25 protein-coding genes are annotated in these 23,718 nt (G+C 65.7%); 9 read left to right on the top strand and 16 right to left on the bottom strand.

Annotated elements, in window-relative coordinates; translation table 11 throughout:
• The first annotated feature begins 404 nt into the window (after positions 1-404).
• Positions 405-782 (top strand): flagellar protein FliT, encoded by a 378-nt coding sequence (locus tag ACUXH0_RS25370; protein WP_004636652.1) that lies wholly within the window; start codon positions 405-407, stop codon positions 780-782.
• 31 nt (positions 783-813) lie between these two features.
• Here the strand turns inward: ACUXH0_RS25370 and ACUXH0_RS25365 are convergent, their stop codons facing one another.
• From ACUXH0_RS25365 to ACUXH0_RS25355, 3 genes are read right to left on the bottom strand one after another with little or no spacing between them, the layout of a single operon-like run.
• Positions 814-1,287: a lytic transglycosylase domain-containing protein gene (locus ACUXH0_RS25365; protein WP_012436499.1), complete on the bottom strand. Its 474-nt coding sequence runs from the start codon at positions 1,285-1,287 to the stop codon at positions 814-816.
• Between the two features lie 24 nt (positions 1,288-1,311).
• A complete protein-coding gene (locus tag ACUXH0_RS25360) occupies positions 1,312-1,650 on the bottom strand; it encodes a hypothetical protein (RefSeq protein ID WP_004636654.1) in 339 nt (112 codons plus the stop codon).
• Positions 1,651-1,660: 10 nt separating this feature from the next.
• Positions 1,661-2,050 carry a hypothetical protein gene (locus ACUXH0_RS25355; protein WP_012436498.1) on the bottom strand — a complete coding sequence of 130 codons (390 nt, stop codon included), beginning with the start codon at positions 2,048-2,050 and terminating at the stop codon, positions 1,661-1,663.
• Between the two features lie 365 nt (positions 2,051-2,415).
• On the opposite strand from ACUXH0_RS25355, the gene ACUXH0_RS25350 reads away from it, so the two are divergent.
• The 5 genes from ACUXH0_RS25350 to ACUXH0_RS25330 all read left to right on the top strand — a co-directional run bounded on the left by ACUXH0_RS25350 (position 2,416) and on the right by ACUXH0_RS25330 (position 9,757).
• Positions 2,416-3,711 (top strand): UbiH/UbiF family hydroxylase, encoded by a 1,296-nt coding sequence (locus ACUXH0_RS25350; protein ID WP_182594939.1) that lies wholly within the window; start codon positions 2,416-2,418, stop codon positions 3,709-3,711.
• A 46-nt stretch (positions 3,712-3,757) separates the two neighbouring features.
• Positions 3,758-4,504 (top strand): DsbC family protein, encoded by a 747-nt coding sequence (locus ACUXH0_RS25345; RefSeq protein WP_182594940.1) that lies wholly within the window; start codon positions 3,758-3,760, stop codon positions 4,502-4,504.
• Positions 4,505-4,582: 78 nt separating this feature from the next.
• The gene (gene acuI / locus ACUXH0_RS25340) at positions 4,583-5,599 is read left to right on the top strand and encodes an acrylyl-CoA reductase (NADPH) (protein WP_004636658.1); all 1,017 of its coding nucleotides are present in this window, start codon (positions 4,583-4,585) and stop codon (positions 5,597-5,599) included.
• Between the two features lie 67 nt (positions 5,600-5,666).
• Positions 5,667-7,529 carry a M61 family metallopeptidase gene (locus ACUXH0_RS25335; protein ID WP_182594945.1) on the top strand — a complete coding sequence of 621 codons (1,863 nt, stop codon included), beginning with the start codon at positions 5,667-5,669 and terminating at the stop codon, positions 7,527-7,529.
• Between the two features lie 11 nt (positions 7,530-7,540).
• A complete protein-coding gene (locus ACUXH0_RS25330; RefSeq protein ID WP_182594941.1) occupies positions 7,541-9,757 on the top strand; it encodes an FUSC family protein in 2,217 nt (738 codons plus the stop codon).
• 354 nt (positions 9,758-10,111) lie between these two features.
• On the opposite strand, the gene ACUXH0_RS25325 is transcribed toward ACUXH0_RS25330, so the two are convergent.
• The 9 genes from ACUXH0_RS25325 to rpe all read right to left on the bottom strand — a co-directional run bounded on the left by ACUXH0_RS25325 (position 10,112) and on the right by rpe (position 17,832).
• Positions 10,112-10,903, bottom strand: coding sequence for a uracil-DNA glycosylase (locus ACUXH0_RS25325; protein WP_182594942.1), 792 nt, complete (start codon positions 10,901-10,903; stop codon positions 10,112-10,114).
• Entirely contained in the window at positions 10,900-11,559 is a 660-nt protein-coding gene (locus tag ACUXH0_RS25320) for a CYTH domain-containing protein (protein ID WP_009241997.1), read from the bottom strand. The genes ACUXH0_RS25325 and ACUXH0_RS25320 overlap by 4 nt, the downstream gene beginning before the upstream one ends.
• Before the next feature lie 12 nt (positions 11,560-11,571).
• Entirely contained in the window at positions 11,572-12,375 is an 804-nt protein-coding gene (trpC, locus tag ACUXH0_RS25315; RefSeq protein WP_004636663.1) for an indole-3-glycerol phosphate synthase TrpC, read from the bottom strand.
• A gap of 1 nt (position 12,376) precedes the next feature.
• On the bottom strand, positions 12,377-13,414 hold the full coding sequence (gene trpD, locus ACUXH0_RS25310; protein WP_012436495.1) for an anthranilate phosphoribosyltransferase: 1,038 nt from the start codon (positions 13,412-13,414) through the stop codon (positions 12,377-12,379).
• Positions 13,415-13,427: 13 nt separating this feature from the next.
• Positions 13,428-13,859 carry a lysozyme inhibitor LprI family protein gene (locus tag ACUXH0_RS25305; protein ID WP_004636665.1) on the bottom strand — a complete coding sequence of 144 codons (432 nt, stop codon included), beginning with the start codon at positions 13,857-13,859 and terminating at the stop codon, positions 13,428-13,430.
• A complete protein-coding gene (locus tag ACUXH0_RS25300; protein ID WP_004636666.1) occupies positions 13,859-14,428 on the bottom strand; it encodes an aminodeoxychorismate/anthranilate synthase component II in 570 nt (189 codons plus the stop codon). Before ACUXH0_RS25300 ends, ACUXH0_RS25305 begins: the two co-directional genes overlap by 1 nt.
• A gap of 16 nt (positions 14,429-14,444) precedes the next feature.
• Entirely contained in the window at positions 14,445-15,977 is a 1,533-nt protein-coding gene (gene trpE, locus ACUXH0_RS25295) for an anthranilate synthase component I (protein WP_012436494.1), read from the bottom strand.
• A 386-nt stretch (positions 15,978-16,363) separates the two neighbouring features.
• The gene (locus ACUXH0_RS25290) at positions 16,364-17,107 is read right to left on the bottom strand and encodes a phosphoglycolate phosphatase (protein WP_024542168.1); all 744 of its coding nucleotides are present in this window, start codon (positions 17,105-17,107) and stop codon (positions 16,364-16,366) included.
• A complete protein-coding gene (rpe, locus tag ACUXH0_RS25285; RefSeq protein WP_004636669.1) occupies positions 17,107-17,832 on the bottom strand; it encodes a ribulose-phosphate 3-epimerase in 726 nt (241 codons plus the stop codon). The genes ACUXH0_RS25290 and rpe overlap by 1 nt, the downstream gene beginning before the upstream one ends.
• Before the next feature lie 142 nt (positions 17,833-17,974).
• On the opposite strand from rpe, the gene apaG reads away from it, so the two are divergent.
• Positions 17,975-18,349 (top strand): Co2+/Mg2+ efflux protein ApaG, encoded by a 375-nt coding sequence (gene apaG, locus ACUXH0_RS25280; RefSeq protein ID WP_012436492.1) that lies wholly within the window; start codon positions 17,975-17,977, stop codon positions 18,347-18,349.
• A 7-nt stretch (positions 18,350-18,356) separates the two neighbouring features.
• On the opposite strand, the gene ACUXH0_RS25275 is transcribed toward apaG, so the two are convergent.
• Positions 18,357-18,590: a hypothetical protein gene (locus tag ACUXH0_RS25275; protein ID WP_012436491.1), complete on the bottom strand. Its 234-nt coding sequence runs from the start codon at positions 18,588-18,590 to the stop codon at positions 18,357-18,359.
• Between the two features lie 74 nt (positions 18,591-18,664).
• Between ACUXH0_RS25275 and mltA the strand changes: the two genes are divergently transcribed.
• On the top strand, positions 18,665-19,807 hold the full coding sequence (gene mltA / locus ACUXH0_RS25270) for a murein transglycosylase A (protein ID WP_012436490.1): 1,143 nt from the start codon (positions 18,665-18,667) through the stop codon (positions 19,805-19,807).
• Positions 19,808-19,821: 14 nt separating this feature from the next.
• Here mltA and paaK read toward each other — a convergent pair whose 3' ends face one another.
• From paaK to paaG, 3 genes are all read right to left on the bottom strand, one after another.
• Entirely contained in the window at positions 19,822-21,126 is a 1,305-nt protein-coding gene (gene paaK / locus ACUXH0_RS25265) for a phenylacetate--CoA ligase PaaK (protein ID WP_012436489.1), read from the bottom strand.
• Positions 21,127-21,330: 204 nt separating this feature from the next.
• Positions 21,331-21,798: a hydroxyphenylacetyl-CoA thioesterase PaaI gene (paaI, locus tag ACUXH0_RS25260; RefSeq protein WP_024542167.1), complete on the bottom strand. Its 468-nt coding sequence runs from the start codon at positions 21,796-21,798 to the stop codon at positions 21,331-21,333.
• A gap of 4 nt (positions 21,799-21,802) precedes the next feature.
• Positions 21,803-22,591, bottom strand: a complete 789-nt coding sequence (gene paaG / locus ACUXH0_RS25255; RefSeq protein ID WP_012436487.1) for a 2-(1,2-epoxy-1,2-dihydrophenyl)acetyl-CoA isomerase PaaG — start codon at positions 22,589-22,591, stop codon at positions 21,803-21,805.
• A gap of 83 nt (positions 22,592-22,674) precedes the next feature.
• Between paaG and ACUXH0_RS25250 the strand changes: the two genes are divergently transcribed.
• Complete coding sequence (locus tag ACUXH0_RS25250; RefSeq protein WP_012436486.1) at positions 22,675-23,451, top strand: enoyl-CoA hydratase; 777 nt, start codon at positions 22,675-22,677, stop codon at positions 23,449-23,451.
• The last annotated feature ends 267 nt before the right edge of the window (positions 23,452-23,718 follow it).

Genomic DNA, 23,718 nt, shown 5'->3' with positions numbered 1-23,718 from the left:
AGGCTCTAAATCAAGGGGTTGCGTGACGCGGGAGGAGGCGGCAGCACAGTGGAATCCGGGCTGTGCGCGTCGTTCACGGAAAGGCGTGATTGTAACCGCTCTAGGTGGGGCCCCGCCCCGGAATGAAAGCGCATTTGGTCGTGCAAGGCGCTCGGCGGCTCCCGGTGTGAAGGCGTTACGGCCCCGTTACGCGTTACGTTCCAGAAACGTAACAACTTCGCCCCGAGTGGCCGTTTTTCGAGTCTGCGATGCCCGCCGCCGGACGCTCTCCGTATCCTCCGAACCCAATCCAGCAAAGGCTTTGGCGGCATTTCCGGGCGGGTGGGAAAACGGCTCGGCACCGGCCAGGCATGCCTATTGCACTAGCTTGCTGCAAACAACAACGTTTGACTCTGGAGCACAGCATGTCCTGGACCGTCGCCACCGCCGCCCGCCCGATCCATACGGTTTCCGACAGCGCCGGCCTGTTTGCCTGCTACGAGGCCATCGCCAGCCTGTCCGAAGACATGGTGGATGCTGCAGAACGCGGCGACTGGGACGAAGTGAGCTTGCTGGAGCGCGAATGCGCGGCGCACATGGAGCGCTTGGGCCACGGTCTGCGCCCGGCCTTGTCGCACGAAGAAATACAGCGCAAGCGCGACCTGATGATGCGCATTCTGGCCAACGACGCCCGTGTGCGTGCGCTGGTCTGCCCGCGTCAGGATGAGCTGATGCGCCTGGTCAGCGGCGAGCGCCGTGCCATCGGCGCACGTCAGGCATACGCCGCCGTCTCGTACTACTGAGCGGCAGCCTGGTTCCAGGGCCGGACCCGATTCAGCGGTCGGCCCGCAATTCCCCCCACGACATCAGCACCCGCTGGATGCTGCGCGCATAGGCGTCGCGGTGGGCAGGCGTTTCCGAGTGATACGCGCCGATGGCCCGCCATGTATTTCCATGGCGGACCATCTTCTGCTTGAGCAGCCAGGCCGCTACGAACACGTTGACGCAGGCGTCGGTCAGTGCACGGCGCGGCACGCCGTAGCGCGCCAGCGTGCTGAAGTGGATTGAATTGATCTGCGCCTGGCCGATGTCGACCGAGCCATCTGCGTTGCGGTGGATGGCGCCCGCATCACCCTTCGATTCAAACCACACGATGGCGCGCAGCACTGTCGGGTTGACGCCCTGATAGGTACCGGCCTGCTCAAAGCAATCGCCCGAGGCGGCGTGCGCAGCAACGCTGGAGGCGGCCAGCACAAGCGCCGCGCCAAGGCGGCTGCAGTTCAAGCGAAGAGGGCGGGCGAGGGGCATGACGGCTCCGGCGGAGATCATGGATTACTTCTGCAGGGCCACTTCAAGCTGTCGCTCGATCCCGGCCAGATACGTGTGCGATGCCTCCGACACCACCATGCGCGGCACCGGCTCGGTCGCCTTGCGCCACTGCGTCGTCACAACCTTGCGCTTGCTGCCACGCGTGTGGGCGGCAGGCGCGGGCTCGATTTCGGCGCCGCCGCCCGGCGGCAGCATCGCCAGCGAGGGCAGGGGCGGATAGACCCGGTCGGGCGCCGCGGCCGTCGCCGGCATCAGTGCATCGGGCGGCGCGGCAAAAGCCGAGGCGGCCGGTACCGTCAGCAGGCCGACGGTGAGCGGGAAGAGCAGATGGGTCATACGCATGAAGGTCCTCTTAATCCTGCGTGCGGATCGTCACGCTATAGGGCTGGCTGGCGCTGACGGTCAGGTTTTCCAGGCGGACATAGCCGGCGCGCTGCGCGGGCACGCCGTTCCATAGCGCCTGGTTCAGATAGCGGAAATCCTGTGCCAGCGCGGCCACCTGGATCGTCGCCGACCGTTTTTGTGCAGCGGCGAGCGCGCCAGCCTTGGTCAGCACAGCGGTCAGTTGCGGATCATGCGCGCCCAGCGCATCGGGCGGGATGGCGAAGGTCATGACTTCGCCGGTGGGCGCGGTGCGGGCCACCGGGGCGGGCGTCTGGGCAGGCATTTGCGCACAGCCGGCCAGTGCCAGCAGCGCGGCCAGCATCAGAGATGCGGCGGAGCGTTCGGAGAAAGTCCACATGGCGATGGGAAATGCGTGGATCGGACCCGCACTGTATCGGCGGCTCACGCCCTTCAAAACGTCGAATTACCCGCCTTTTATCGTCCATCCTGGCGGATGACTTGAGTGCATGGCTCGAGGTGTAAATGACGTCACTTTTGGGGTCTGCGGGCAGGCGACGTGCTTGGCACACATGCGGCGTACCTGACACATATGCGTACCAAATATGCTCCGGACGCAGCAACGATCTGAAGTGATTTTTTTTCCTCTTTTGGAGACGGTAGGCGTAAACACCGAGCCGATCTGCGGCGGTGCCCCATATCCGTCGCGACACATTTGCGCGGTCACAAGGGCGCAGCACCCCCCGCCGCTATAATCGGCGCACCATGAATACACCCGCGTTTTCCTCTTCCAAGGCGGCTCACAAGGAGGCTGCGCCTTACCACGTGGCCGTGGTGGGCGGTGGCATCGTCGGGCGCGCCTGCGCGCTCCGGCTGGCGCAGATCGGCTTGCGCATCGCGCATATCGCAACGCCCGCCCCAGTGTCCGCAGCCGCCGGGCCGGACGCCTGGGATGCACGCGTCTACGCGTTCTCGTCCAGCTCGCAGGCGCTGCTGGAGCAGTTGCGCATCTGGCCGGCCCTCGACATGACGCGCGTGCAGCCTGTGCACGACATGCGCATCTTCGGCGACGCCGCCGCCGCACGCGGCGAACACGCCCATCCCGACCTGCACTTTTCCGCCTACGCAGCCGGCACGCCGCAACTGGCGTGGATTGCCGAATCCTCGCTGGTCGAGCGTGCGCTGGAAACGGCGCTGCGCTTCGCCCACACGGTGCAGACCTTCCCGCACGCCGCCACCGGCTTCGAAATGCAAGCCGATGCCGTGCGCCTGACGCTGGCCGACGGGCAGACGATCCGCGCGGAATGCGTGATCGGCGCCGATGGCAAGAATTCGTGGGTGCGCCAGCAGGCCGGCATCCAGGCCGAAGCGAAGCCGTACCGGCAGCTCGGCGTGGTTGCCAACTTCCAGGCCGAGCGCTGGCATCAGGACACCGCGTGGCAATGGTTCCTCGGTGCATCCGCCGAGCAGGCCGCCGAAGCGGATCTCGCCGCGCCGGTACGCGGCGAGATCCTCGCGATGCTGCCGCTGCCCGATCGACGCGTGTCGATGGTGTGGTCGGCCAGTGAAGATCACGCCCGCGAACTGCTTGCGCTGTCGCCCGAGGCGTTGTGCCGCGCGGTCGAGGCCGCGGCGGGTGGCGCCATCGCCGCCCGCTTCGGGCGCTTGTCGAACATCACGCCTGCGCAGGGCTTCCCGCTCGTGCTGCAACACGCCAGCCGGGCGGTCGCGCCACGTGTGGCGCTGGTGGGCGATGCAGCGCATGTGATTCATCCGCTGGCCGGGCAGGGCATGAACCTCGGGCTTAGGGATGTGTCGGAAATTGGCCGTGTGATGGCGGAACGTGAAACCATGCGCGATCATGGTGATCTGAGGTTGCTGCGCCGCTACGAGCGTGCCCGCCGCGAAGACCTCCTTTCGCTCACGGCCGCCACCGATGGTCTGCACAAACTGTTCGCCCTGCCGGGCGCGCTGCCTCGCACGGTACGCAACGCGGGGATGCGCATGGTGGGCATGACGCCATTTATCAAACGCTTGTTGATCAGGCACGCACTCGGCTGAGGCACTCTCAGCGGATTTGTGGTTTTTCGGGGTTCCAGGAGTCGTTATGTCGTTTCGTATTCGGGTGGCGGCCATCGCCTCTGCGGTGGCAGTGGCAGCCATTGGCGCGGGCTATGTATTGAGCGCCGGTGCCGCCGAGCCCGCATTGGACAAGGTGAAGGCCACGGTGCAGAAGGCCCTGGGCCCGAACGTGGAGATCAAGAGCGTCACCAAGTCGCCGCTGGCCGGCCTGTACGAGATCAACCTCGGCAGCCAGGTCGTCTACAGCGATGGCACCGGCCGCTACGTGCTCAACGGCGATCTGCTGGACACGCAGACCGCCACGAACCTCACGCAGGAGCGCCTGGCCGAGCTGAACCGCGTCAAGTGGTCCGACCTGCCGCTGGACCGCGCCGTGAAGTGGGTCAAGGGCAACGGTGCACGCAAGATCGCCGTGTTCTCCGATCCGAACTGCCCGTACTGCCACAAGCTGGAGCAGATGCTCACGCAGGTCGACAACGTCACCGTCTACACCTTCCTGTTCCCGATCCTGTCGGAAGACTCGAACACCAAGGCCAAGCAGATCTGGTGTTCGGCCGACCGCGCCAAGGCTTGGCGCGACTGGATGACCGCCAAGACCGCCCCGGGCGGCGCCGGCACCTGCGATACACCGCTGGAAGCCAACCTGAAGCTTGGCCAGCAACTGAACGTGACCGGCACGCCGGCCATCATCTTCCCGGACGGCTCGCGGGCCCCGGGCCTGATCGATGCAGCCACGCTGGAGCGTAAGTTCGCCGCGCTCAAGAAGTCATAATTCGCGCGAAGGAAGCGCCGGTCGATCCGGCGCTTTTTCTTTGGGCGCTTGCATTCAACTCACCTTTGGAGACTTGGTATGTCGTTTCGCGCGCTGATGCTGGAAAAGCAGGATGGCGGGCCGCTGGCCCACATCGTCGACCTCGATGACGCGGCGTTGTCCGCACCCGAAGCGCTGGCCAACGAGGTGACCGCCGGCGATGTGCTGATCCGCGTGGACTGGTCGACCATCAATTACAAGGACGGCCTGGCCATCACCGGCAAAGGCCCGGTCGTGCGCAAATGGCCGATGGTGGCCGGCATCGACGGCGCGGGTGTCGTGCTCGATTCCTCGCATCCGGACTGGAGGACGGGCGATGCGGTGGTGCTCAACGGCTGGGGCGTCGGCGAGACGCATTGGGGGTGCCTCGCCCAGCAGGCGCGGCTTTCGGGCAATTGGCTGGTGGCATTGCCGGCGGGGCTCGACGCGCGGCAGGCCATGGCGATCGGCACGGCCGGCTACACGGCGATGCTGTCGGTGCTGGCGTTGGAGCGTGCCGGCGTGAAACCGGGCGACGGCGAGGTCCTGGTGACGGGCGCATCGGGCGGCGTGGGCTCGATCGCCATCGCGCTGCTCGGCAAGCTGGGCTACCGCGTGGTGGCGTCCACCGGCAAGACGAGCGAGGCCGATTTCCTGCAGGCGCTGGGCGCGACGGAGGTGATCGACCGCGCCGAGCTTTCCGCCCCCGGCAAGCCGTTGCAGAAGGAACGCTGGGCGGCGGTGGTCGATTCGGTGGGCTCGCACACGCTGGCGAACGCGTGCGCACAGGTGCGCTATGGCGGTGTGGTCACGGCGTGCGGGCTTGCGCAGGGGATGGATTTTCCGGCCACGGTCGCACCGTTCATCCTGCGTGGCGTGACCCTGTGCGGGATCGACAGCGTGATGGCGCCACGCGCGCTGCGCCAGACCGCGTGGCAGCGTCTGGCCGCCGATCTGCTGCCCGATCGCCTGGCCGCCATCACGCGCGAGGTGACGCTTTCCGAGGCCATTGACGCAGCCCACGACATCATGGCCGGCAAGATGCGCGGGCGCGTCGTGGTCGACGTCAACCGATAGGCTGGCAGGCCGGTTTGCGGACGATTTGGCTTCGGCGGCGTGGGACGGCAACGCTACAATGTCCGCCATGAAGCCGATCCGCTACACCATTGCCCCCGCCGCGCCCGAGGCGCACGTTTTCACCGTCACCGTCACGGTTGACGTGCCCGACAGCCAAGGCCAGCGCTTTTCGCTGCCGGCGTGGATTCCGGGCAGCTACATGATCCGCGAGTTCGCGCGCAACATCGTGCGGATCGAGGCATCGTCGGCGGACAGGCCGGTGCGCCTGTCCAAGGTCGACAAGCACACGTGGTGGGCCGCCCCGTGCACCGGGCCGCTGACGGTTTCATACGACGTCTATGCGTGGGACTTGTCGGTGCGCGCCGCGCTCCTGGACGCCACGCGCGGCTTCTTCAACGGCACGTCGGTATTCCTGCGTGTGGAAGGCGCGGATGACCAGCGTTGCCTGGTCGACATCCAGCCGCCCGCCGGAGAGGCCTACCGCGGCTGGCGCGTGGCGACCGCGCTGCGCGAGGCCACTGGACGCGTCCAGGGCAAGGCTGGCGCCAAGCGCCACGGCTTCGGCTGGTACGAAGCAGCGGACTACGACGAACTGATCGACCACCCGGTTGAGATGGGCACGTTCGAGCTGGTGTCGTTCGAGGCCTGCGGCGCGCAGCACGACGCCGTCTTTACCGGCCGCGTACCGAATCTCGATCTGGAACGCATCGCCCGCGATTTCAAGCGCATCTGCGAAGCGCAGATCCGCCTGTTCGAGCCGCACACCGCCACGGCGCCGTTCCTCGACAGCAACCGCCGCTACGTCTTCATGACGATGGTCACCACCGACGGCTACGGCGGCCTCGAGCATCGCGCCAGCACCGCGCTGATGTGCGCGCGCGGCGATTTGCCCGTGGCCGGCCGCGATGAGACCACCGAGGGCTATCGCACCTTCCTTGGCCTCGTTAGCCACGAGTATTTCCACACCTGGAACGTCAAGCGCATCAAGCCGGCCACCTTCGTGCCGTACGCGCTCGACCGCGAGGTCCACACACCGTTGCTGTGGCTGTTTGAAGGGTTCACCAGCTATTACGACGACCTGATGCTGGTGCGCTCGGGCCTGATCTCCGAAGCGCAATATCTGGAGATGCTCGGCAAGACATGGAACGGCGTGCTGCGCGGCAGCGGCCGCCTCAAGCAGAGCGTGGCAGAAAGCTCGTTCGACGCCTGGACGAAGTACTACCGCCAGGACGAGAACGCCCCCAACGCCATCGTCAGCTATTACACCAAGGGCTCGCTGGTGGCGCTGGCGCTGGACCTCACGATCCGCACGCAGACCCACGGCGAACGTTCGCTCGATGACGTGATGCGCGCTCTGTGGGTGACGTACGGCCGCGATTTCTACGCCGCCGGCCACGCGCAGCGCGGCGTGACCGAAGCGGGGCTCATCACCCTGATGGAAGAAACCACCGGTGTGCGCCTGCGCACGCTGGTGCGCCAGTTGAGCGAAGGCCGCGACGACCCACCGCTGCCTGCGCTCTTCAAGGCGATGGGCGTGAGCGCCACGCGCAAGGCCGCCGATACGGCGCTCTCGCTGGGCGTCAAGACCGCCGCCGAGAACGGCTTCGTCAAGCTGCAGCAGGTCTTCGACGGCAGCCCGGCGCAGCGCGCCGGATTGTCTGCCGGCGATCTGATCGTCGCGGTGGACGGCCTGCGTGTTCCGGCCGGCCAGCTCGACAAGACGCTCACGCGCTATCGCGCCGGCGATACCGTGCCGGTGCACGTGTTCCGCCGCGACGAACTGATGACGCTGAAGGTAACGCTCGCCGCCGATGCGACGCCGCAGTTCACGCTGGCGCTGGCAACAGAGCCCTCGCCGCTGCGCTCGGCCTGGCTGGGCAAACGGGCAGCGGCGCGCAGCACGCGCGCGTCACGCGGCAAGTCAGCCTGACACGTAGCCCGATGGACTACGTACACGATCCACGCACCTTCCTCTACAGCCATTACGTCTCGCGCGGCATCCGTACTGCCACCGGCGTGATCGGCCTGACACTGCTCGCGCTGCTGGTGATGGACCTGCAGGGCGCGATGGTGGTGTCGATCGGTGCGCTGTGCACGAGCCTCATGGATTTGCCCAGCCCGCTGCGGCACAAGTTCAACGAGATGATGGCGTGCGTGCTGCTGACGACCGCCGTCACCTTTCTCGTGGCGGTGGTGACGCCGTACGCGATCCTGCCGGTGGTGATCGTGGTGGTGAGCTTCCTCGCGGGGCTCATGGTGGCGTACGGCAACAAGACGATGCCGCTGCAGTTCGCGGCGCTGTTCGTCATGACGCTCACGTTCACCGAGGAATTCGCCTTCCGCGAAGCGGTGGAGCACACGCTGCAGTTCTTCCTCGGCGCGATCGGCTACATGGCCTTTGCGATGGCGGTGGCGTGGGGCCAGCGCCGCCGCATCAAAGAGCAGGTGCTGGCCGAATGCCTGTACGAACTGGCCGTGTACGTGGAGTGCAAAGCCGGCTTCTACGACGCCTCCAAGGATTTCGACGAGCAGTTCAACGCGCTCGTGCGCCAGCAGATTGCCGTGGCGGACAAGCAGCAGGTGGCGCGCGATTTCGTCTTTCGCGACAACCGCACCACGAGCGACGGCCGCCTCGTGCAGATTCACATGCGGATGCTCGATATCTACGAGTATCTGCTGTCGTCCAACACCGACTACCCGCTGCTGCGCCAGTGGCTGGCCGACGCCGAGGTGATGCGCCTGCTGCGCGACGTGATCGAACGCTTGCGCATGGACATCGAAGGCGTCGCCTATGCCGTCGGCCGCGACCGGCCGTCACCCACGCCGGTGTCGTACGACCAGGAGGTGGCCGCCATTGAAGGCGCGCTGCACGAGCTGCAGTACAACCATCACGGCGTGCCGATCGAGGCGATTGCCGCGCTCGAAGAATCGGTGGCCACGGTGCGGGGCGCAATCCGCCTCATGGCGCAGTTGCACGCCGCCACCGCCACGCCGGTCGAGCTGTCGCAGGTGCTGCTGCGTCCCGACATGACGCCGTTTCTCACGCGCCAGAAGTACGAGCTGCGGCTGGTGCTGGAAGAGTTGACGTGGCGTTCGCCGGTGCTGCGCTTTGCGCTGCGCATTTCCATGGCCGTGGCGGCCGGGCTGTGGATTGCCGACCATCTCCCATATAGCTCGCACGGCTACTGGGTCTTGCTGACCATCGTCGTGATTCTCAAGCCGACGTTCAGCATGACGCGCCAGCGCAACTTCGACCGGGTGCTGGGTACGCTCATCGGTTGCGTCATTGCCGCCGTGATCCTGCGGTACACGCATTCGACGTGGATCCTGATGGGCGTGCTGTACCTGTCCACCGCCGCCAGCGCCGCGTTCGTTACCGTGCGCTACCGCTACACGGCCATTGCGGCGTGCGTGCAGGTGCTCATCCAGATCAACCTGCTGCTGCCCGGCAGCAAGGGCGCCATCGGTGAACGGCTGGTCGATACGCTGATCGGCGCGGCCATCGCCACGGCCTTCAGCTACGTCCTGCCAAGCTGGGAATACCGCAACCTTCCCAAGCTGGTGGACGACGTGCTGCGCACCAACCGCCGCTTTATCGAAGCCGCGCGCGACTTGCTGCTCGGCTCGCTCAAGGATGACTTCGTCTACCGCGTGCAGCGCAAGCAGTTCATGGAGTCGCTCACGGGGCTCATCGCCGCCTTCGCGCGCATGCTCGACGAGCCCAAGAGCCGGCACCGTGCCGTCGACAACCTGAACCGCTTCATCGTGCAGAACTACCTCGTGGCGGCGCACGTTGCCGCGGTGCGCATCCTTGTGCGGCAACGGGCGCAGGAGCTAGACGAAGCCGATACGCGGGCGCTGGTCGAGCAAACGGCTGAGGCCGCACTCGAAAGCCTGGCGCGCGCCCAGGAGCGCTTTGACCAGGCCGTGCAAGAGGGCGGCTGGGGCGTGCGCCCTCGCGACACACAGGAGCTGGGCGCAGCCGACTTCGCCGATCAGTCGGCACGCTCGCGCATGGTCGATGCGGCCGCCGAATCCGAATCGCTGTCGGCGATGCACCTGCTAGAGCGGCGTCTGCAGGCGCTGCGGGCTGACACGTCCAAAATCGCATTGCGTTGTGGTGCGCTCGGACGCGCGCTGCGTATTTCGAAGGACTAGGCGCGGCCGGCGGCTGAAAGGCTCCGCGCCGGCGGCGGGATCTTCCACCGCGACTGCGCTGAGCCCCCGACCCTGGACAACGGGGCTCAGAGAGCCGACGTCCAGCTTCAGACCGTCGACTTCCAGTATCCGAGCGTCAAAGGTCAGCCTCAGAGGGCCGAAGTCGAGTCTCGGAGGGCCGACGATGGATCTTGAAGACTCAAACTCGAGCCGAAAAAGGTCGAATTTGACCCTCGGAGAGTCGAAGTCGAGTCTCGGAGATTCAACGTTGAGTTCCGGAGCGTCGAACGCGGCATCCAGACGGTCGCAGCCGACACTTCACGGCTCGTCGATGGGCCGCCTGGCCCGCGCCGTTCAAGCGGCCTGCGGTTTCAGCCAGTCGATGGTCGGTTGGCGCTGCGCCGCCAGCCAATCATTCGCCCTCTTGAAATGCCCGCATCCCAAGAACCCGCGATGCGCCGACAGCGGCGACGGGTGCGGCGCCTCCAGCACCAGATGCCCGTCCGACAGCAGCGCGCGCTTGGCCTGCGCGTGGCTGCCCCACAGCATGAACACGCGCTTGTGGCCGACGCGTGCGAGTTGCTCCAGCAGGCAATCGGTGATGCGCTCCCAGCCGCGCTTGGCGTGGCTCGCAGCCTGGCCTTGTTCGACGGTGAGCACCGTGTTCAGCAGCAGCACGCCTTGCTGTGCCCAGCCCTCCAGGTTGCCGGAGGTGCCTGGCAGCTTGCAGCCGAACTCCGCTTCGATTTCCTTGTAGATGTTGCGCAGGCTTGGCGGCACGCGCACACCCGCCGGCACTGAAAACGCCAGCCCATGCGCCTGCGGAATCTCGCGGCCATCCACGGTGCCTGTGCCGTGATACGGGTCCTGGCCGAGGATGACGACGCGTACATCGTCCACCGAAGTCAGGTGCAGCGCGCGGAAGACATCCGTCGGGAAGATCGGCTTGCCCGCTGCGCGCTCGCCATCGACAAAGGCACATAGTTCAGGCCAATTGGTCTGCGCGATGCAGGGCGTGAGGACCGCCTTCCAGTCGGCGGGGAGGGCGTCGAACTGCTGGGCCAGCGGGATGAAACTCACGTCGGCCGCGTCCACCGCGGGTTCATCGAAGAGGGCGGCTTGCGCCGGATTGGCGCGTCGCGTCATGTCTGGCCCCCGACGGCTTTCTCGCGCAACTGGTAGCCGCGTTGCGCCTTGCTGATGTCGAGCGGCGTGAGGCCCGGCACGGCGGCACGCAGCGTTTGCGTCCAGGCGTGCAGGCGCTCTGCAATCGCGTCTTCGCCGAGCGTGCTGTCGTCTGCCGGTTTCCACTCCAGTTCCAGTTCGTCGATCGGCTCGCGCGCCTGCGTGCCGGGGATGAGGATGGCGCCGGCGTCCAGTGCAATCTCGATCTCGCCGCCCTCGGCACCCACGTGCCACAGGCGGCGCGTGAAGTCGGTGCGGAACAGCGGGGCGAGCGCAGCGGCGTGTGGCCGAACATAGTCGGCGGCTTCGGCGGCGTTGTTGGCGACGAAGGCATCGACGGACAGTGCATCGTTCTGCAGCGGCACCTCCCATTCGTGGCGGGCGCTCAAACCGGACGTACTCACTGCTGCGGTCTTCAGCGTCTGCAGCCATTGACTGCCCTGACGGCGCACGCGCAGCGCGGCGCGGTTGCGCGCCAGCGCCTGGTCGCGCGTGTCGTAGTAGACGTTCGCCAATTCCACCGAGCCGGCCGCCTGCGCATTGGCGTCCAGCCAGCCGACCAGTGCGTCGTGCGCGCCGGCCGATACGGCCAGCTTCAGTTCAATCTCGCGGGCCATTGTGTCTGGCGCTCAGGCAAACAGGCGGGCCAGTTCGGCGCCCGGGTCGTCTGCACGCATGAAGGCTTCGCCGACGAGGAACGCGTTGACGGCTGCGGCGCGCATCTTGCGCACATCGTCCGGCGTGAGGATGCCGGATTCCGTGACGACGATGCGATCGTCCGGCATGTGCTTGAGCAGGCCGAGCGTGGTGTCGAGCGTGGTTTCGAACGTGCGCAGGTTGCGGTTGTTCACACCCACCAGCGGTGTTTGCAGGCGCAGCGCGCGGTCCAGCTCATGGCCGTCGTGCACTTCCACGAGCACGTCCATGCCGAGTTCCAGCGCGCACGCTTCGAGTTCTTCCATCAGGCCCTGGTCCAGCGCGGCGACGATCAGCAGGATGCAGTCCGCACCCCACGAGCGCGCTTCGTACACCTGATACAGATCGACCATGAAATCCTTGCGCAGCACCGGCAGCGTGCAGGCGGCGCGCGCCTCGCGCAGGTAATCGGCGTGGCCCTGGAAGAACTGTTCGTCGGTCAGGACGGACAGACACGCGGCGCCGTGCTCGGCATAGCTGCGGGCGATGTCGGCTGGCTTGAAGTTCGGGCGCAGCACACCTTTGGACGGCGACGCCTTTTTCACTTCGGCGATGACCGCTGCGTTGCCGGCGGCGATCTTGTCGCGCATTGCCCTGGCAAAGCCGCGGGCCCTGAGCGTGCTGTCGCTGCGGTTGGCTTCGGCTTCGGCGCGCACGCTGGGCAGGTCTCGGTGCTTGCGCGCGGCGGCCACTTCTTCGGCCTTCACGGCCAGGATTTTCTGGAGGATGTCGGACATATCAGGCTTTGAACTGGTTGGTGACGCGCACGAGTTCGTCGAGCTTGGCGCGCGCGGCGCCCGAGGCGATGGCTTCGCGGGCCAGCTTCATGCCGTCGCCGATCGAGCCGGCGATGTTGGCTGCATACAGCGCCGCGCCCGCGTTGAGCGAGACGATCTCGCGCGGCGTGCCCGGCTTGTTTTCCAGCGCTTCGATCAGCATGGCTTTGGACTCGTCGGCGTCGGCCACCTTCAGGCTGCGGTTGGAGACCATCTGCAGCCCGAAGTCTTCCGGATGGATTTCGTATTCGGTCACCACGCCGTCCTTCAGTTCGCCGACCAGCGTGGCAGCACCCAGCGAGACCTCGTCCATGCCGTCCTTGCCGTAGACGACCACGGCGTGCTTGGCGCCCAGCCGCTGCATCACACGCACCTGGATGCCGACCAGGTCCGGATGGAACACGCCCATGAGGATGTTCGGCGCGCCGGCCGGGTTGGTCAGGGGCCCGAGGATGTTGAAGATCGTGCGCACGCCCAGCTCCTTGCGGATCGGGGCGACGTTCTTCATGGCCGGGTGGTGGTTGGGCGCGAACATGAAACCGATGCCGGCCGTCTCGATCGATTCGGCCACCTGTTCGGGCGTGAGCATGATGTTCACGCCCAGCGCTTCGAGCACATCGGCACTGCCCGACTTGGAGCTGACGCCGCGTCCGCCATGTTTGGCGATGCGCGCGCCTGCGGCGGCCGCCACGAACATCGAAGCGGTGGAGATGTTGAAGGTGTTGGCGCCGTCGCCGCCCGTGCCGACGATGTCAACAAAGTGATCGGACACCTCAGCCGGCACATCGACCTTGGTGGCGAATTCGCGCATGACGGTGGCAGCGGCCGCGATCTCGCCGATGGTCTCTTTCTTGACGCGCAGCCCCATGGTGAGGGCGGCCGCCATGACGGGCGACATCTCGCCGCGCATGATGAGCCGCATCAGGTGCAGCATTTCGTCGTGGAAGATCTCGCGGTGCTCGATGCAGCGCGTCAGCGCTTCTTGCGGAGTGATGGACATGGTCGTTCCGTATTCAGTTGGGCGCTGCCGGAGCCGCAACCGGGGTGGCCGGCTGTGCGGCGTCGCGCAAGGCGCCGATGCGCTCACGCGAGAGATCGGCCTCGCACGCGGCTTCTGCCAGGTCGGCATCGGGCGCATTGCGGGCCAGGCGGCGTTGCAGGTCACATTCGGCCTGCCGGTAGAGTTGGTGTGCGCGCACGGTGCGGTCGAAAGCCATGGCGGCGCCACGGTCCGTGCCCTTGTTGGCAGCCATGCGGGCGCGTAGCGCGGTGCGGCGTGTCGATTCGGCCGAGGCCAGTTCCGTTTGCGCCGCCTTGCGTGCGGTCTGCACGCATTGGGCGACGTTGCCGGCCTCAGGCTGGGCGGCCCGGCAGGCTTCCAGCGTACCGGCCATCGCCGGCAGGCTTGCGATCATCGCCAGCGCCACCGCGCACGCGCGGCGCATCAGACGCGTTCCTTCAGGAAGTTGGCGAGCAGCGCGTGGCCGTGTTCCGACAGGATCGATTCCGGGTGGAACTGCACGCCTTCCACCGGCAGCGTCTTATGGCGCACGCCCATGATTTCGCCGTCTTCGGTCCAGGCTGTCACTTCCAGGCAGTCCGGCAGCGTTTCGCGCTCGATCGCGAGTGAGTGATAGCGCGTCACCTTGAAATGCCGCGGCAGGTTGGCGAATACGCCCACGCCGGTGTTTTCGATGGTGCTGACCTTGCCGTGCATCACCTTCTGCGCGCGGATCACGCGCCCGCCAAACGCGTCGGCAATGGCCTGGTGCCCGAGGCACACGCCCAGGATGGGCACGCGCCCCGCAAAGTGCTTGAGCGCCGGAACGAGGATGCCGGCTTCCGTCGGCGTGCACGGGCCGGGCGACAGGCAGATGCGCTCCGGGTTCAGCTTTTCGATCTCTTCGATCGTGATCTCGTCGTTGCGATAGGTGCGCACGTCCTGGCCGAGTTCGCCAAAGTACTGGACGATGTTGTAGGTAAAGGAGTCGTAGTTGTCGAGCATCAGCAGCATGGTGGTCTCCTTAACCTCAGAAATCGGCGTCGAGGCCGTCTTGCACTTGCTCGGCGGCACGCAGCACGGCGCGCGCCTTGTGTTCGGTCTCTCTCCATTCGGCATCCGGGTCGGAATCGGCCACCACCCCGGCGGCGGCCTGCACATAGAGGTTGCCGTCCTTGACGATGCCGGTGCGGATGGCGATCGCCAGATCCATCTCGCCCGAGAACGAGAGATAGCCCACCGCGCCGCCGTAGATGCCGCGCTTGACGGGCTCCAGCTCGTCGATGATCTCCATTGCGCGCACTTTAGGTGCACCCGACAGCGTGCCGGCCGGGAAGGTCGCGCGCAGTACGTCCATGTTCGTCATGCCGGGCTTGAGGCGGCCTTCGACCGAGCTGACGATGTGCTGCACGTGGGAATACTTCTCGATGACCATCTGGTCCGTCACCTTGACCGAGCCGATCTCGGCAATGCGGCCGATGTCGTTGCGCGCGAGGTCGATCAGCATGACGTGCTCGGCGATCTCTTTCGGATCGTTGAGCAGCTCGGTGGCGAGTTCCGCATCGCGCTCGGGCGTGCTGCCGCGCGGGCGCGTGCCGGCCAGCGGACGGATCGTGACGATGCGGGCGGATTCGTCGGCGCCGTTGCCGTTATTTTCAGCAACCGGGACACGACGCTCTTCCTGGCGCACCAGGATTTCCGGCGATGCCCCGACGATCTGCATGTCGCCGAAGTTGTAGAAGTACATGTACGGCGACGGGTTCAGCGAGCGCAGCGCGCGGTACAGCGACAGCGGCGCATCGCGGAACGGCTTGACCAGCCGCTGGCCGATCTGCACCTGCATCATGTCGCCGGCGGCGATGTATTCCTTGGCCTTGAGCACGGCGGTGATGTAGTCCGCCTTGTCGAACTCCCGAATGGTGTCGGTACGCACCGACGCTGACGTCACCGGCACATCCACCGGCTGGTGCAGCTTCGTACGCAACGCGCGCAGGCGCTGCTTGGCGCGTGAATAGGCTTCGGGCTTGGACGGGTCGGCGTAGACGATCAGGTAGAGCTTGCCGGACAGGTTGTCGATCACGGCCAACTCTTCGCACAGCATGAGTTGGATGTCGGGCAGTTGCAGATCGTCGGGCGGGGCGGTGTCAGCCAGTCGCGGCTCGATGAAGCGCACGGCGTCGTAGCCGAAGTAGCCGGCCAGGCCGCCGCAAAACCGCGGCAGGCCCGGGCGCAGCGCCACTTTCTGACGGCGCTCGAACGCGGCAATAAAGTCCAGCGGGTTGCCTTCGTTCGTCTCCACCACCTTGCCGTCGGTGACGACTTCCGTGCGATTGCCCTTCGCGCGCAGCAAGGTGTGCGCATGCAGGCCGATGAAGGAGTAACGCCCGAAGCGCTCGCCGCCCACTACCGATTCCAGCAGGAACGTGTGCGTGCCGCGGTCGTGCGATTGCGCCAGCTTCAGATACAGCGACAGCGGCGTCTCCAGGTCGGCCAATGCCTCGGCAATCAGCGGAATACGGTTGTAGCCCTGGTCGGCCAGCGATTTGAATTCGAGTTCGGTCATGAGCGGTCAGGTCGATTCAGCAGGCGGGGCGGTTGCGCGCCCACCGACATGCGTTCGGTCCACGGCAAACGCAAGAGCGTCGATGGTGCCGTCGGAACGTTAGCAGAACATCAGGGATGGGAACGCGCGAACGTCGTAAAAGCGACCGTGCGATCCCGCAAGGGTCGTCCGCAGCCGATAGCGGGTCAGCGGAAGACCGGCGGGCGGTCAGCGTTTGGGGCAGGAGATGCGGGGGTGGTTTGGGCGGCGCGTTCGTGGCGCGCCAGAGTGCCGAAACCGAGGAAGAACGATCAGCAGCCGTGCAAACGCTTACGCCCGGACGAGGGCGTGCCAGGGCCGCCAGGGCCAGGCCCCCCGGTCACCACCAGCGTCGACGCGTTTGCGATTCAGGAACATGGATCGTCAGTTGAAGCGGCAGAGACGGCGTTGTGTGGCTCCGCATAGGGCCGGATCAACTCGGCTGCCGCAAAAAGTGTGTCGACTATAGCATCGGCCCCGGCGCCCTGTATAGGCTGGCCGTGGTTATAGCCATACGGTACCGCCAGCACGCGCATGCCGGCGGCACGGGCCGCGCGGGCGTCGTTTTCCGAGTCGCCAATGGCCACGATTTCAACCGGGGCCACGCCAAACGCCTCCGCCACCCGCAGCATGGGGTACGGATCGGGCTTGCGATACTGGAAGGCGTCGCCCGGGTAGACGAGGTCGAAATACGTGTTCAGGCCGAGCTGCGCCAGGAGCGGCTGCGTGAAATCGCGTGGCTTATTCGTCACGCACGCGAGAGCGATGCCCATGTCGCGCAGTGCAGCCAGCCCTTCGCGCACGCCGTCATAGACGTTCACGTGCTGTCCGTTGATGGCGATGTAGGCGCGCTGGTACAACTCCAGCCCCTCCGCAAAGCGGCTGTTGGCCTGGGCGGGCGGCAAGCGTGCATCAAGCGCGCGCCGCACGAGGTTTTCCGAGCCTTTGCCGACGTAACTGACCACTTCCTCGGCTGGCATGTCCGGCGCGGCGCCAAGCGCCCCCAGCATCGCATTGATGGCGGCGTGGAAGTCGCCCGCCGTGTCGACCATCGTCCCGTCTAGGTCGATGATGACAGCGCGGACGGGGCCGGCGGGTAGCACGCCCGTCATCATGCCAGGGGGGCCAGCGCTTGGCGCAGCGCGCCCACGGTGCCGCGGTAGCCGCCATCCGCGTCCGGCTTGCCGAACACGGCCGAACCCGCGACGAAGGTGTCTGCGCCGGCCTTGGCAATCTCGGCAATGTTGTCTGCCTTCACGCCGCCGTCGATCTCAAGGAGGATCTTGCGGCCGGTCTTGTCCTGGTATGCGTCGAGCTTTTGGCGCACGGCACGCAGCTTGTTCAGCGCTTCCGGAATGAACGATTGGCCGCCAAAGCCGGGGTTGACCGACATGATCAGCACCATGTCCAGGCGGTCCATTACATGGTCCAGGTAGTGCAGCGGGGTGGCCGGATTGAACACCAGGCCGGCCTTGCAGCCGTTGTCGCGGATCAGCGCCAGCGAGCGGTCGATGTGCTCGGACGCTTCCGGGTGGAAGGTGATCAGGTCGGCGCCGGCCTTTGCGAAGTCCGGGATGATGCGATCGACCGGGCTGACCATCAGATGCACGTCGATCGGCACCGGCTTGCCGTCCTTTTGTGCGTGCGGGCGGATCGCCTCGCAAACCAGCGGCCCGACGGTCAGGTTCGGCACGTAGTGGTTGTCCATCACATCGAAGTGGATCCAGTCCGCGCCCGATTCGAGCACGCGGCGCACTTCTTCGCCCAGGCGGGCAAAGTCGGCGGAGAGGATGGACGGGGCGATGCGGAAACCGGACGGATCGATGGCTGCAGACATGATGGGAGACGGATAAGGCGCGTGAACTCGCACGCGAAAGCGCAAGGAAGGGCGCTATTTTAGCCGGATCGGACGTCCGCTCGCGCCTTGCCGGTGCCACGGCCATGCCGCACAATGGGCGCCATTCTTATTGTGGATTGTCATGCCAAGCTACGAACTCACCGTCCAGGTCCGGACGCGCTATCTGCCGGAGCAATCCGAGCCGGAGCAGGGCAGCTACGCCTTCGCCTACACCATCACCATCCGCAATACCGGCGACGTGCCGAGCCAGCTCATTTCACGCCACTGGGTGATTACCGACGCCGAAGAGCAGGTCCAGGAAGTGAACGGCCTCGGCGTGGTCGGCCATCAGCCGCTGCTCCCGCCGGGTGAATCCTTCGAGTACACGAGCTGGGCGACCATCAAGACGCCCGTGGGCACGATGCGCGGCGAATATTTCTGCGTGGCCGAAGACGGCCACCGTTTCGAGGCGCCCATCCCCGAATTTGCGCTGGTGATGCCGCGCATGCTGCACTGATCGGGAATCAGGGCGCGTCGGAATTGGCGGCTTGAGAATCTTTTGGCGCTGCGTCGGTCGATTGCGAAGGCTTGGCAGCGTCGCCGTGGCGCGACGGATGCTCGGGCGGGGCACGCAGCGGGCGTGGATGCTTCTTGGCGCCCGACATTGTCCAGATCACGATGAAGATCAGCAGGAACAGCGCCACGCCGGCCTCCAGGCCGAACAGCATCATCGGATGGTTTTCAAAGAATTGGCTCATGGTCGATGGCGGGAAGCTCGGGTGCGAGGCATTGTAGCCAAGCCCGCGGCCGCACCGGACAGGATGAAACACGCATGACAGCAGCAACCTTGGACGCATTGACACAAGCCCGCACCGGCACCTGTCGCCGCTGGGGCGGACTGGCCGCTGTTCTGGTCGTGGCCTTGCTTGCCGCTTGTACGAGCGGGCCCCCGCCCCGCGTCGAAACGCCGCAAGCGCCAACAGGCTCGCTCGGCGGGCATCTGGCCCCCGCCACCTGGGCTGATGTGTCCGGCTGGACCGCCGATGACCTCGCCTCCGCCTGGCCCGCGCTGCAATCGAACTGCCAGGCGATGAAGCGCCGCACCGATTGGTCGCGCGTGTGCTCCGCTGGCCTGATGGTCGATGCCGGTGATCCGATTGCCATGCGCGTGTTTTTTGAAGACAACTTCACGCCGTATCGGGTCGTGAAGGACGACGGCACCGACAGCGGCCTCATCACCGGTTACTACGAACCGCTGCTGCGTGGCTCGCGCACCCGCCACGGCGCCTATCAGACGCCGCTGTACCGCATGCCTGCCGCGTGGCGCGGCAAGACGCTGCCGGCGCGCGCGCAGTTGATCCGCAGTCCGGCGCTTCAGGGGCAAGAAGTTGTCTGGGTGGACGACCCGGTCGAAGCGGCGTTCCTGCAGATCCAGGGCTCGGGACAGGTTCAGCTGGAAGAGGGGGGCATCATGCGCCTGGGCGTGGGGGGCACGAACAACCAGCCGTTCCGTTCGTTTGCGCGCTGGCTGCTCGACATGGGCGAAATCACGCCGATGCAGGCCACCATGCAAGGGATCAAGGCGTGGGCCCGCGCCAATCCGAGCCGCGTGGAAGAGATGCTCAACATCAACCCGCGCTACGTGTTCTTTGCCGAAACGCCGGGCAACACGGGCGGCCCGATCGGCAAGCTGGGCGTGCCGCTCACGGACGAACGCTCGATCGCCGTCGACCCGACCTACATTCCGCTGGGCTCGCCGGTGTTCCTGTCGACGACCAAGCCGCTATCGACCGATCCGATCCAGAAGCTCGTGTTTGCGCAGGACGTGGGTTCGGCCATTCGCGGGGCTGTGCGCGCCGACTATTACTTCGGCCATGGCGATGCCGCTGGCGACCTCGCGGGCCGCATGAAGCAGGCCGGTCGGCTGTGGGTGCTGGTGCCGAAGGGGGGCAGCATCGGCGTTGCTGCCCGGTAACACGCTGCAAGACGCTAGGTGCGCCGCAAGTCCACCACGCGGCGCGCCTTGCCGACCGACCGCTCGATTCCGCCGCTGGCCAGTGTCTCGATCGCGGCGGTCACGCCGATCAACGACTTGATGTCGCGCGCCAGGTGGCTGCTCGCCGATTTTGCCGCGTCAGCCGGCGCGCCTAGCGCCGCCTCGATCCGCACCGTCAGTGTATCCAGCGGTCCTTCCTTGCCGAGCACGCATTGATAGTGCGGTGATAGCGCCGCGTGCTTCAGGATCAATTCCTCGATCTGCGATGGGAACACGTTCACACCGCGCACGATCATCATGTCGTCGCAGCGGCCGGTGATTTTCTCCATGCGGCGCAAGCCCGGACGCGCCGTGCCGGGCAATAGGCGCGTCAGATCGCGCGTGCGATAGCGCACCACCGGCATCGCTTCCTTGGTCAGCGACGTGAACACCAGTTCGCCGAATTCGCCGTCGGGCAGCACCTCGCCGGTGTCCGGATCAATGATCTCCGGATAGAAGTGGTCTTCCCAGATGGTCGGGCCGTCCTTGGTTTCGGCGCATTCGCTGGCCACGCCAGGCCCCATCACCTCCGACAGGCCGTAGATATCGACCGCTGAAAGCCCCATGCGCGCTTCGATGGCGCTGCGCATTTCGGGTGTCCATGGCTCGGCGCCGAAGATGCCGATCTGCAGGCTCGACGCGGCCGGGTCCATGCCTTGGCGTTCGAACTCGTCGGCAATGGCCAGCATGTAGCTGGGCGTCACCATGATGATTTGCGGCTGAAAATCGTGGATGAGTTGCACTTGCCGCTCGGTTTGCCCACCGCCAAACGGGATGGCCGTCAGCCCCGCGCGCTCCACGCCGTAATGCGCGCCCAGGCCGCCGGTGAAAAGCCCGTAGCCGTAGCTCACGTGGACCTTGTCGCCGCGCCGTGCCCCCGCCGCCCGGATCGAGCGCGCCACCAAGCCGGCCCATGTATCGATATCCGCCAGCGTGTAGCCGACCACCGTGGGTTTGCCGGTCGTACCCGACGACGCGTGGATGCGCGCGATCCGATCCTGCGGCACCGCAAACATGCCGAACGGATAGTTGTCGCGCAGATCGGTCTTGGTTGTGAACGGAAACTTCGCCAGATCGGCAAGCGACTGCAAATCTGACGGATGCACACCCGCCGCGTCGAACTTCGCCCGATAGGCGGGCACGTTCTCATACGCGTGCGCGAGGCTGCGCTTCAGGCGTTCAAGCTGCAGTGCCTGGATGGCGTCGCGGCTGGCGGTCTCGATCGGATCGAGCGGCAGGTCGGTCGAGCGGGGGCGCATGCGGGTCTCCTCGGGACGCCGTCGTGCGAACCTGCTCACGATCCTACTGCGCGTCCCGATCTTGGCCCTGCGATGCTCACCGTACCCATGTACGGTTGCGCTTCTCGGGCCAACCTCGGGCCGCTCGATACGGATCGTGAACAGGTTCTGAGGCGTCCTCTAATGGTGATGCGGTTTTGTGAACGGCTTTATATAGAGGTCGAACTAGGGTTCTGGGCTGCCAGGGACCGGAATGACCTGGCCGCGAATCTGCGCAGATTTGCCGCGAAACATGGCGACCACCTCGCCGGCCTGGTTTGTCACGCGTACGTCGTAGATGCCGTGTCGGCCGGACAAGACCTGCTCGGTTGCCTCTGCTGTGAGGGTGTCGCCGCCGTGCGCCGGGCGCAGGAAGTCGACGCCGCACCCAGCCGCCACCGTGTTGTGGTTATGGCTGTTGCAGGCAAACGCGAAAGCCGAATCGGCCAGCGTGAAGATCAATCCGCCATGACAGGTGCGATGCCCGTTGAGGAATTCAGGCCGCACCGCCATCGACAGCCGGGCATAGCCGGGCGCGACCGCCTCCACGCGCATGCCGAGCCAGCGGGTGCAGGCATCAGCGTCGAACATGCTTTTGCAGGCCGCTTCAGCCAGCGCCTGCGCATCGTGGAGGGTCGTTTCCGTCACGCTGATGTCCTTATTCGCCGGTGAAATGGGCCACGCGCTTGTTCAGAAAGGCGTCCACGCCTTCTGCATAGTCGCGGGAATTGCCGAGTTCGCGCTGCAGGTCGCGCTCGAGATCCAGTTGGGCGTCCAACGACTGTGTGGGCGCCGCATGCATGGCGCGCTTGATGGCCGCCAGCGCCCGGGTGGGTTGCTTGGCCAGATGGTCGGCCATGCAATTCACTTCGGTCATCAGGATCTTGGCATCGTGATAAACGCCCCAGATCAAGCCCCAGGCGAGCGCAGTCTTGGCGTCGAGCTTCTCGCCAAGCATCGCCAGCCCCATCGACCGCGCCACACCGATGCGCTGCGGCAGGAACCACGTCCCGCCCGAATCCGGCAGCAGCCCGATCTTTACAAACGCCTGGAGGAAGCATGCATTCTCGGCGGCCATCACGATGTCGCACGCCAGCGCCAGGTTTGCGCCGGCGCCGGCGGCCACGCCATTCACGGCGGCAATCACGGGCAGGGGCATGGCGCGCAGACGGCGCACCAGCGGGTTGAATTGCTCGTCGATGAGCTGGCCCAGGTCGGTCATCTGCCCGGGCGTGAAATTGAGTTCGGAGAGATCCTGCCCTGCGCAGAAGCCGCGTCCCGCTCCGGTCAGGATCAAAGCGCGGGCGCGCTGGCGCTCCACCTTGTCCAGCGCTTCGCGCAGTTCCCGGTGCATGCCGGCCGTGAAGCTGTTGAGCTGATCGGGCCGGTTCAGCGTGATGGTTGCCACGTGTTCATGCCAGTCAAGCAGAATGGTCGGGCTGGTCATCTTGTCTCCTCCTCGGTCATCGGTTCATTGATTAACCGACCGGTTGGTCGGCTAATATTACATCCATTCCAACTGGAGCTTCCATGTCCTACGAAAACATTCTGGTCGAAACGCGCGGTCGCGTCGGTCTCATTACGCTCAATCGTCCGAAGGCACTCAACGCCCTCAACGATGCGCTCATGGACGAACTCGGTGGCGCGTTGCTCGCCTTCGATGCCGACGCCAACATTGGCGCCATCGTCATTACCGGCAGTGAAAAGGCGTTCGCCGCCGGCGCGGATATCGGCGCCATGGCCGATTACGACTTCGCTACCGTCTACAAGAACGAATACATCACGCGCAACTGGGAAACCATTCGCCGCATCCGCAAGCCGGTGATCGCCGCGGTGGCCGGCTACGCGCTCGGTGGCGGCTGTGAACTGGCCATGATGTGCGACATCATCCTCGCCGCCGATACCGCCAAGTTCGGCCAGCCGGAAATCAAGCTCGGCACCATGCCCGGCGCAGGCGGCACGCAACGCCTGCCGCGCGCCGTCTCCAAGGCCAAGGCCATGGACCTCTGCTTGACTGCCCGCATGATGGGCGCGGAGGAAGCCGAGCGCGCCGGCCTAGTCTCGCGCGTCATCCCCGCCGACAAGCTGCTCGACGAAGCCATTCAGGCCGCAGAAACCATTGCCGGCTTCTCGCTGCCCACGGTCATGATGATCAAAGAGTCGATCAACGCGGCCTACGAGACTTCGCTCAGCGAGGGCGTGCATCTGGAGCGCCGCCTGTTCCACGCCACATTCGCTACAGAAGACCAGAAAGAAGGCATGCGCGCCTTCGTCGAAAAGCGTGCAGCGGCGTTCAAGCACCAATAAGGACGGCGTAGCAGGGTGACTTCGGGAATACCCGAGTAACGGTATCGGGTATCCCAGGCCTGCTTTTGCGAGTCCTTTTGGGGCCGCAATCCCATATGCAGACGGGGCTGGCGGCTATTCTTCACGAACACGTCATCAGCCCGTCATGACAAAGGTGTTGCCAAGCTCCGGGAACCCGCCTATAGTTCGCCCCTCGCTGCAAAACACAGCGCCGAAACGCAGGTGACGGTGGTGGTGTTGAGTGGTGGAGAAGCAGGTGTAGAGCGG

The sequence above is a fragment of the Ralstonia sp. 110700041-2 genome (assembly GCF_056280165.1).
The sequence above is the reverse complement of the archived record's forward strand: the minus strand, read 5'-3'. Positions and strand labels throughout refer to the sequence as shown.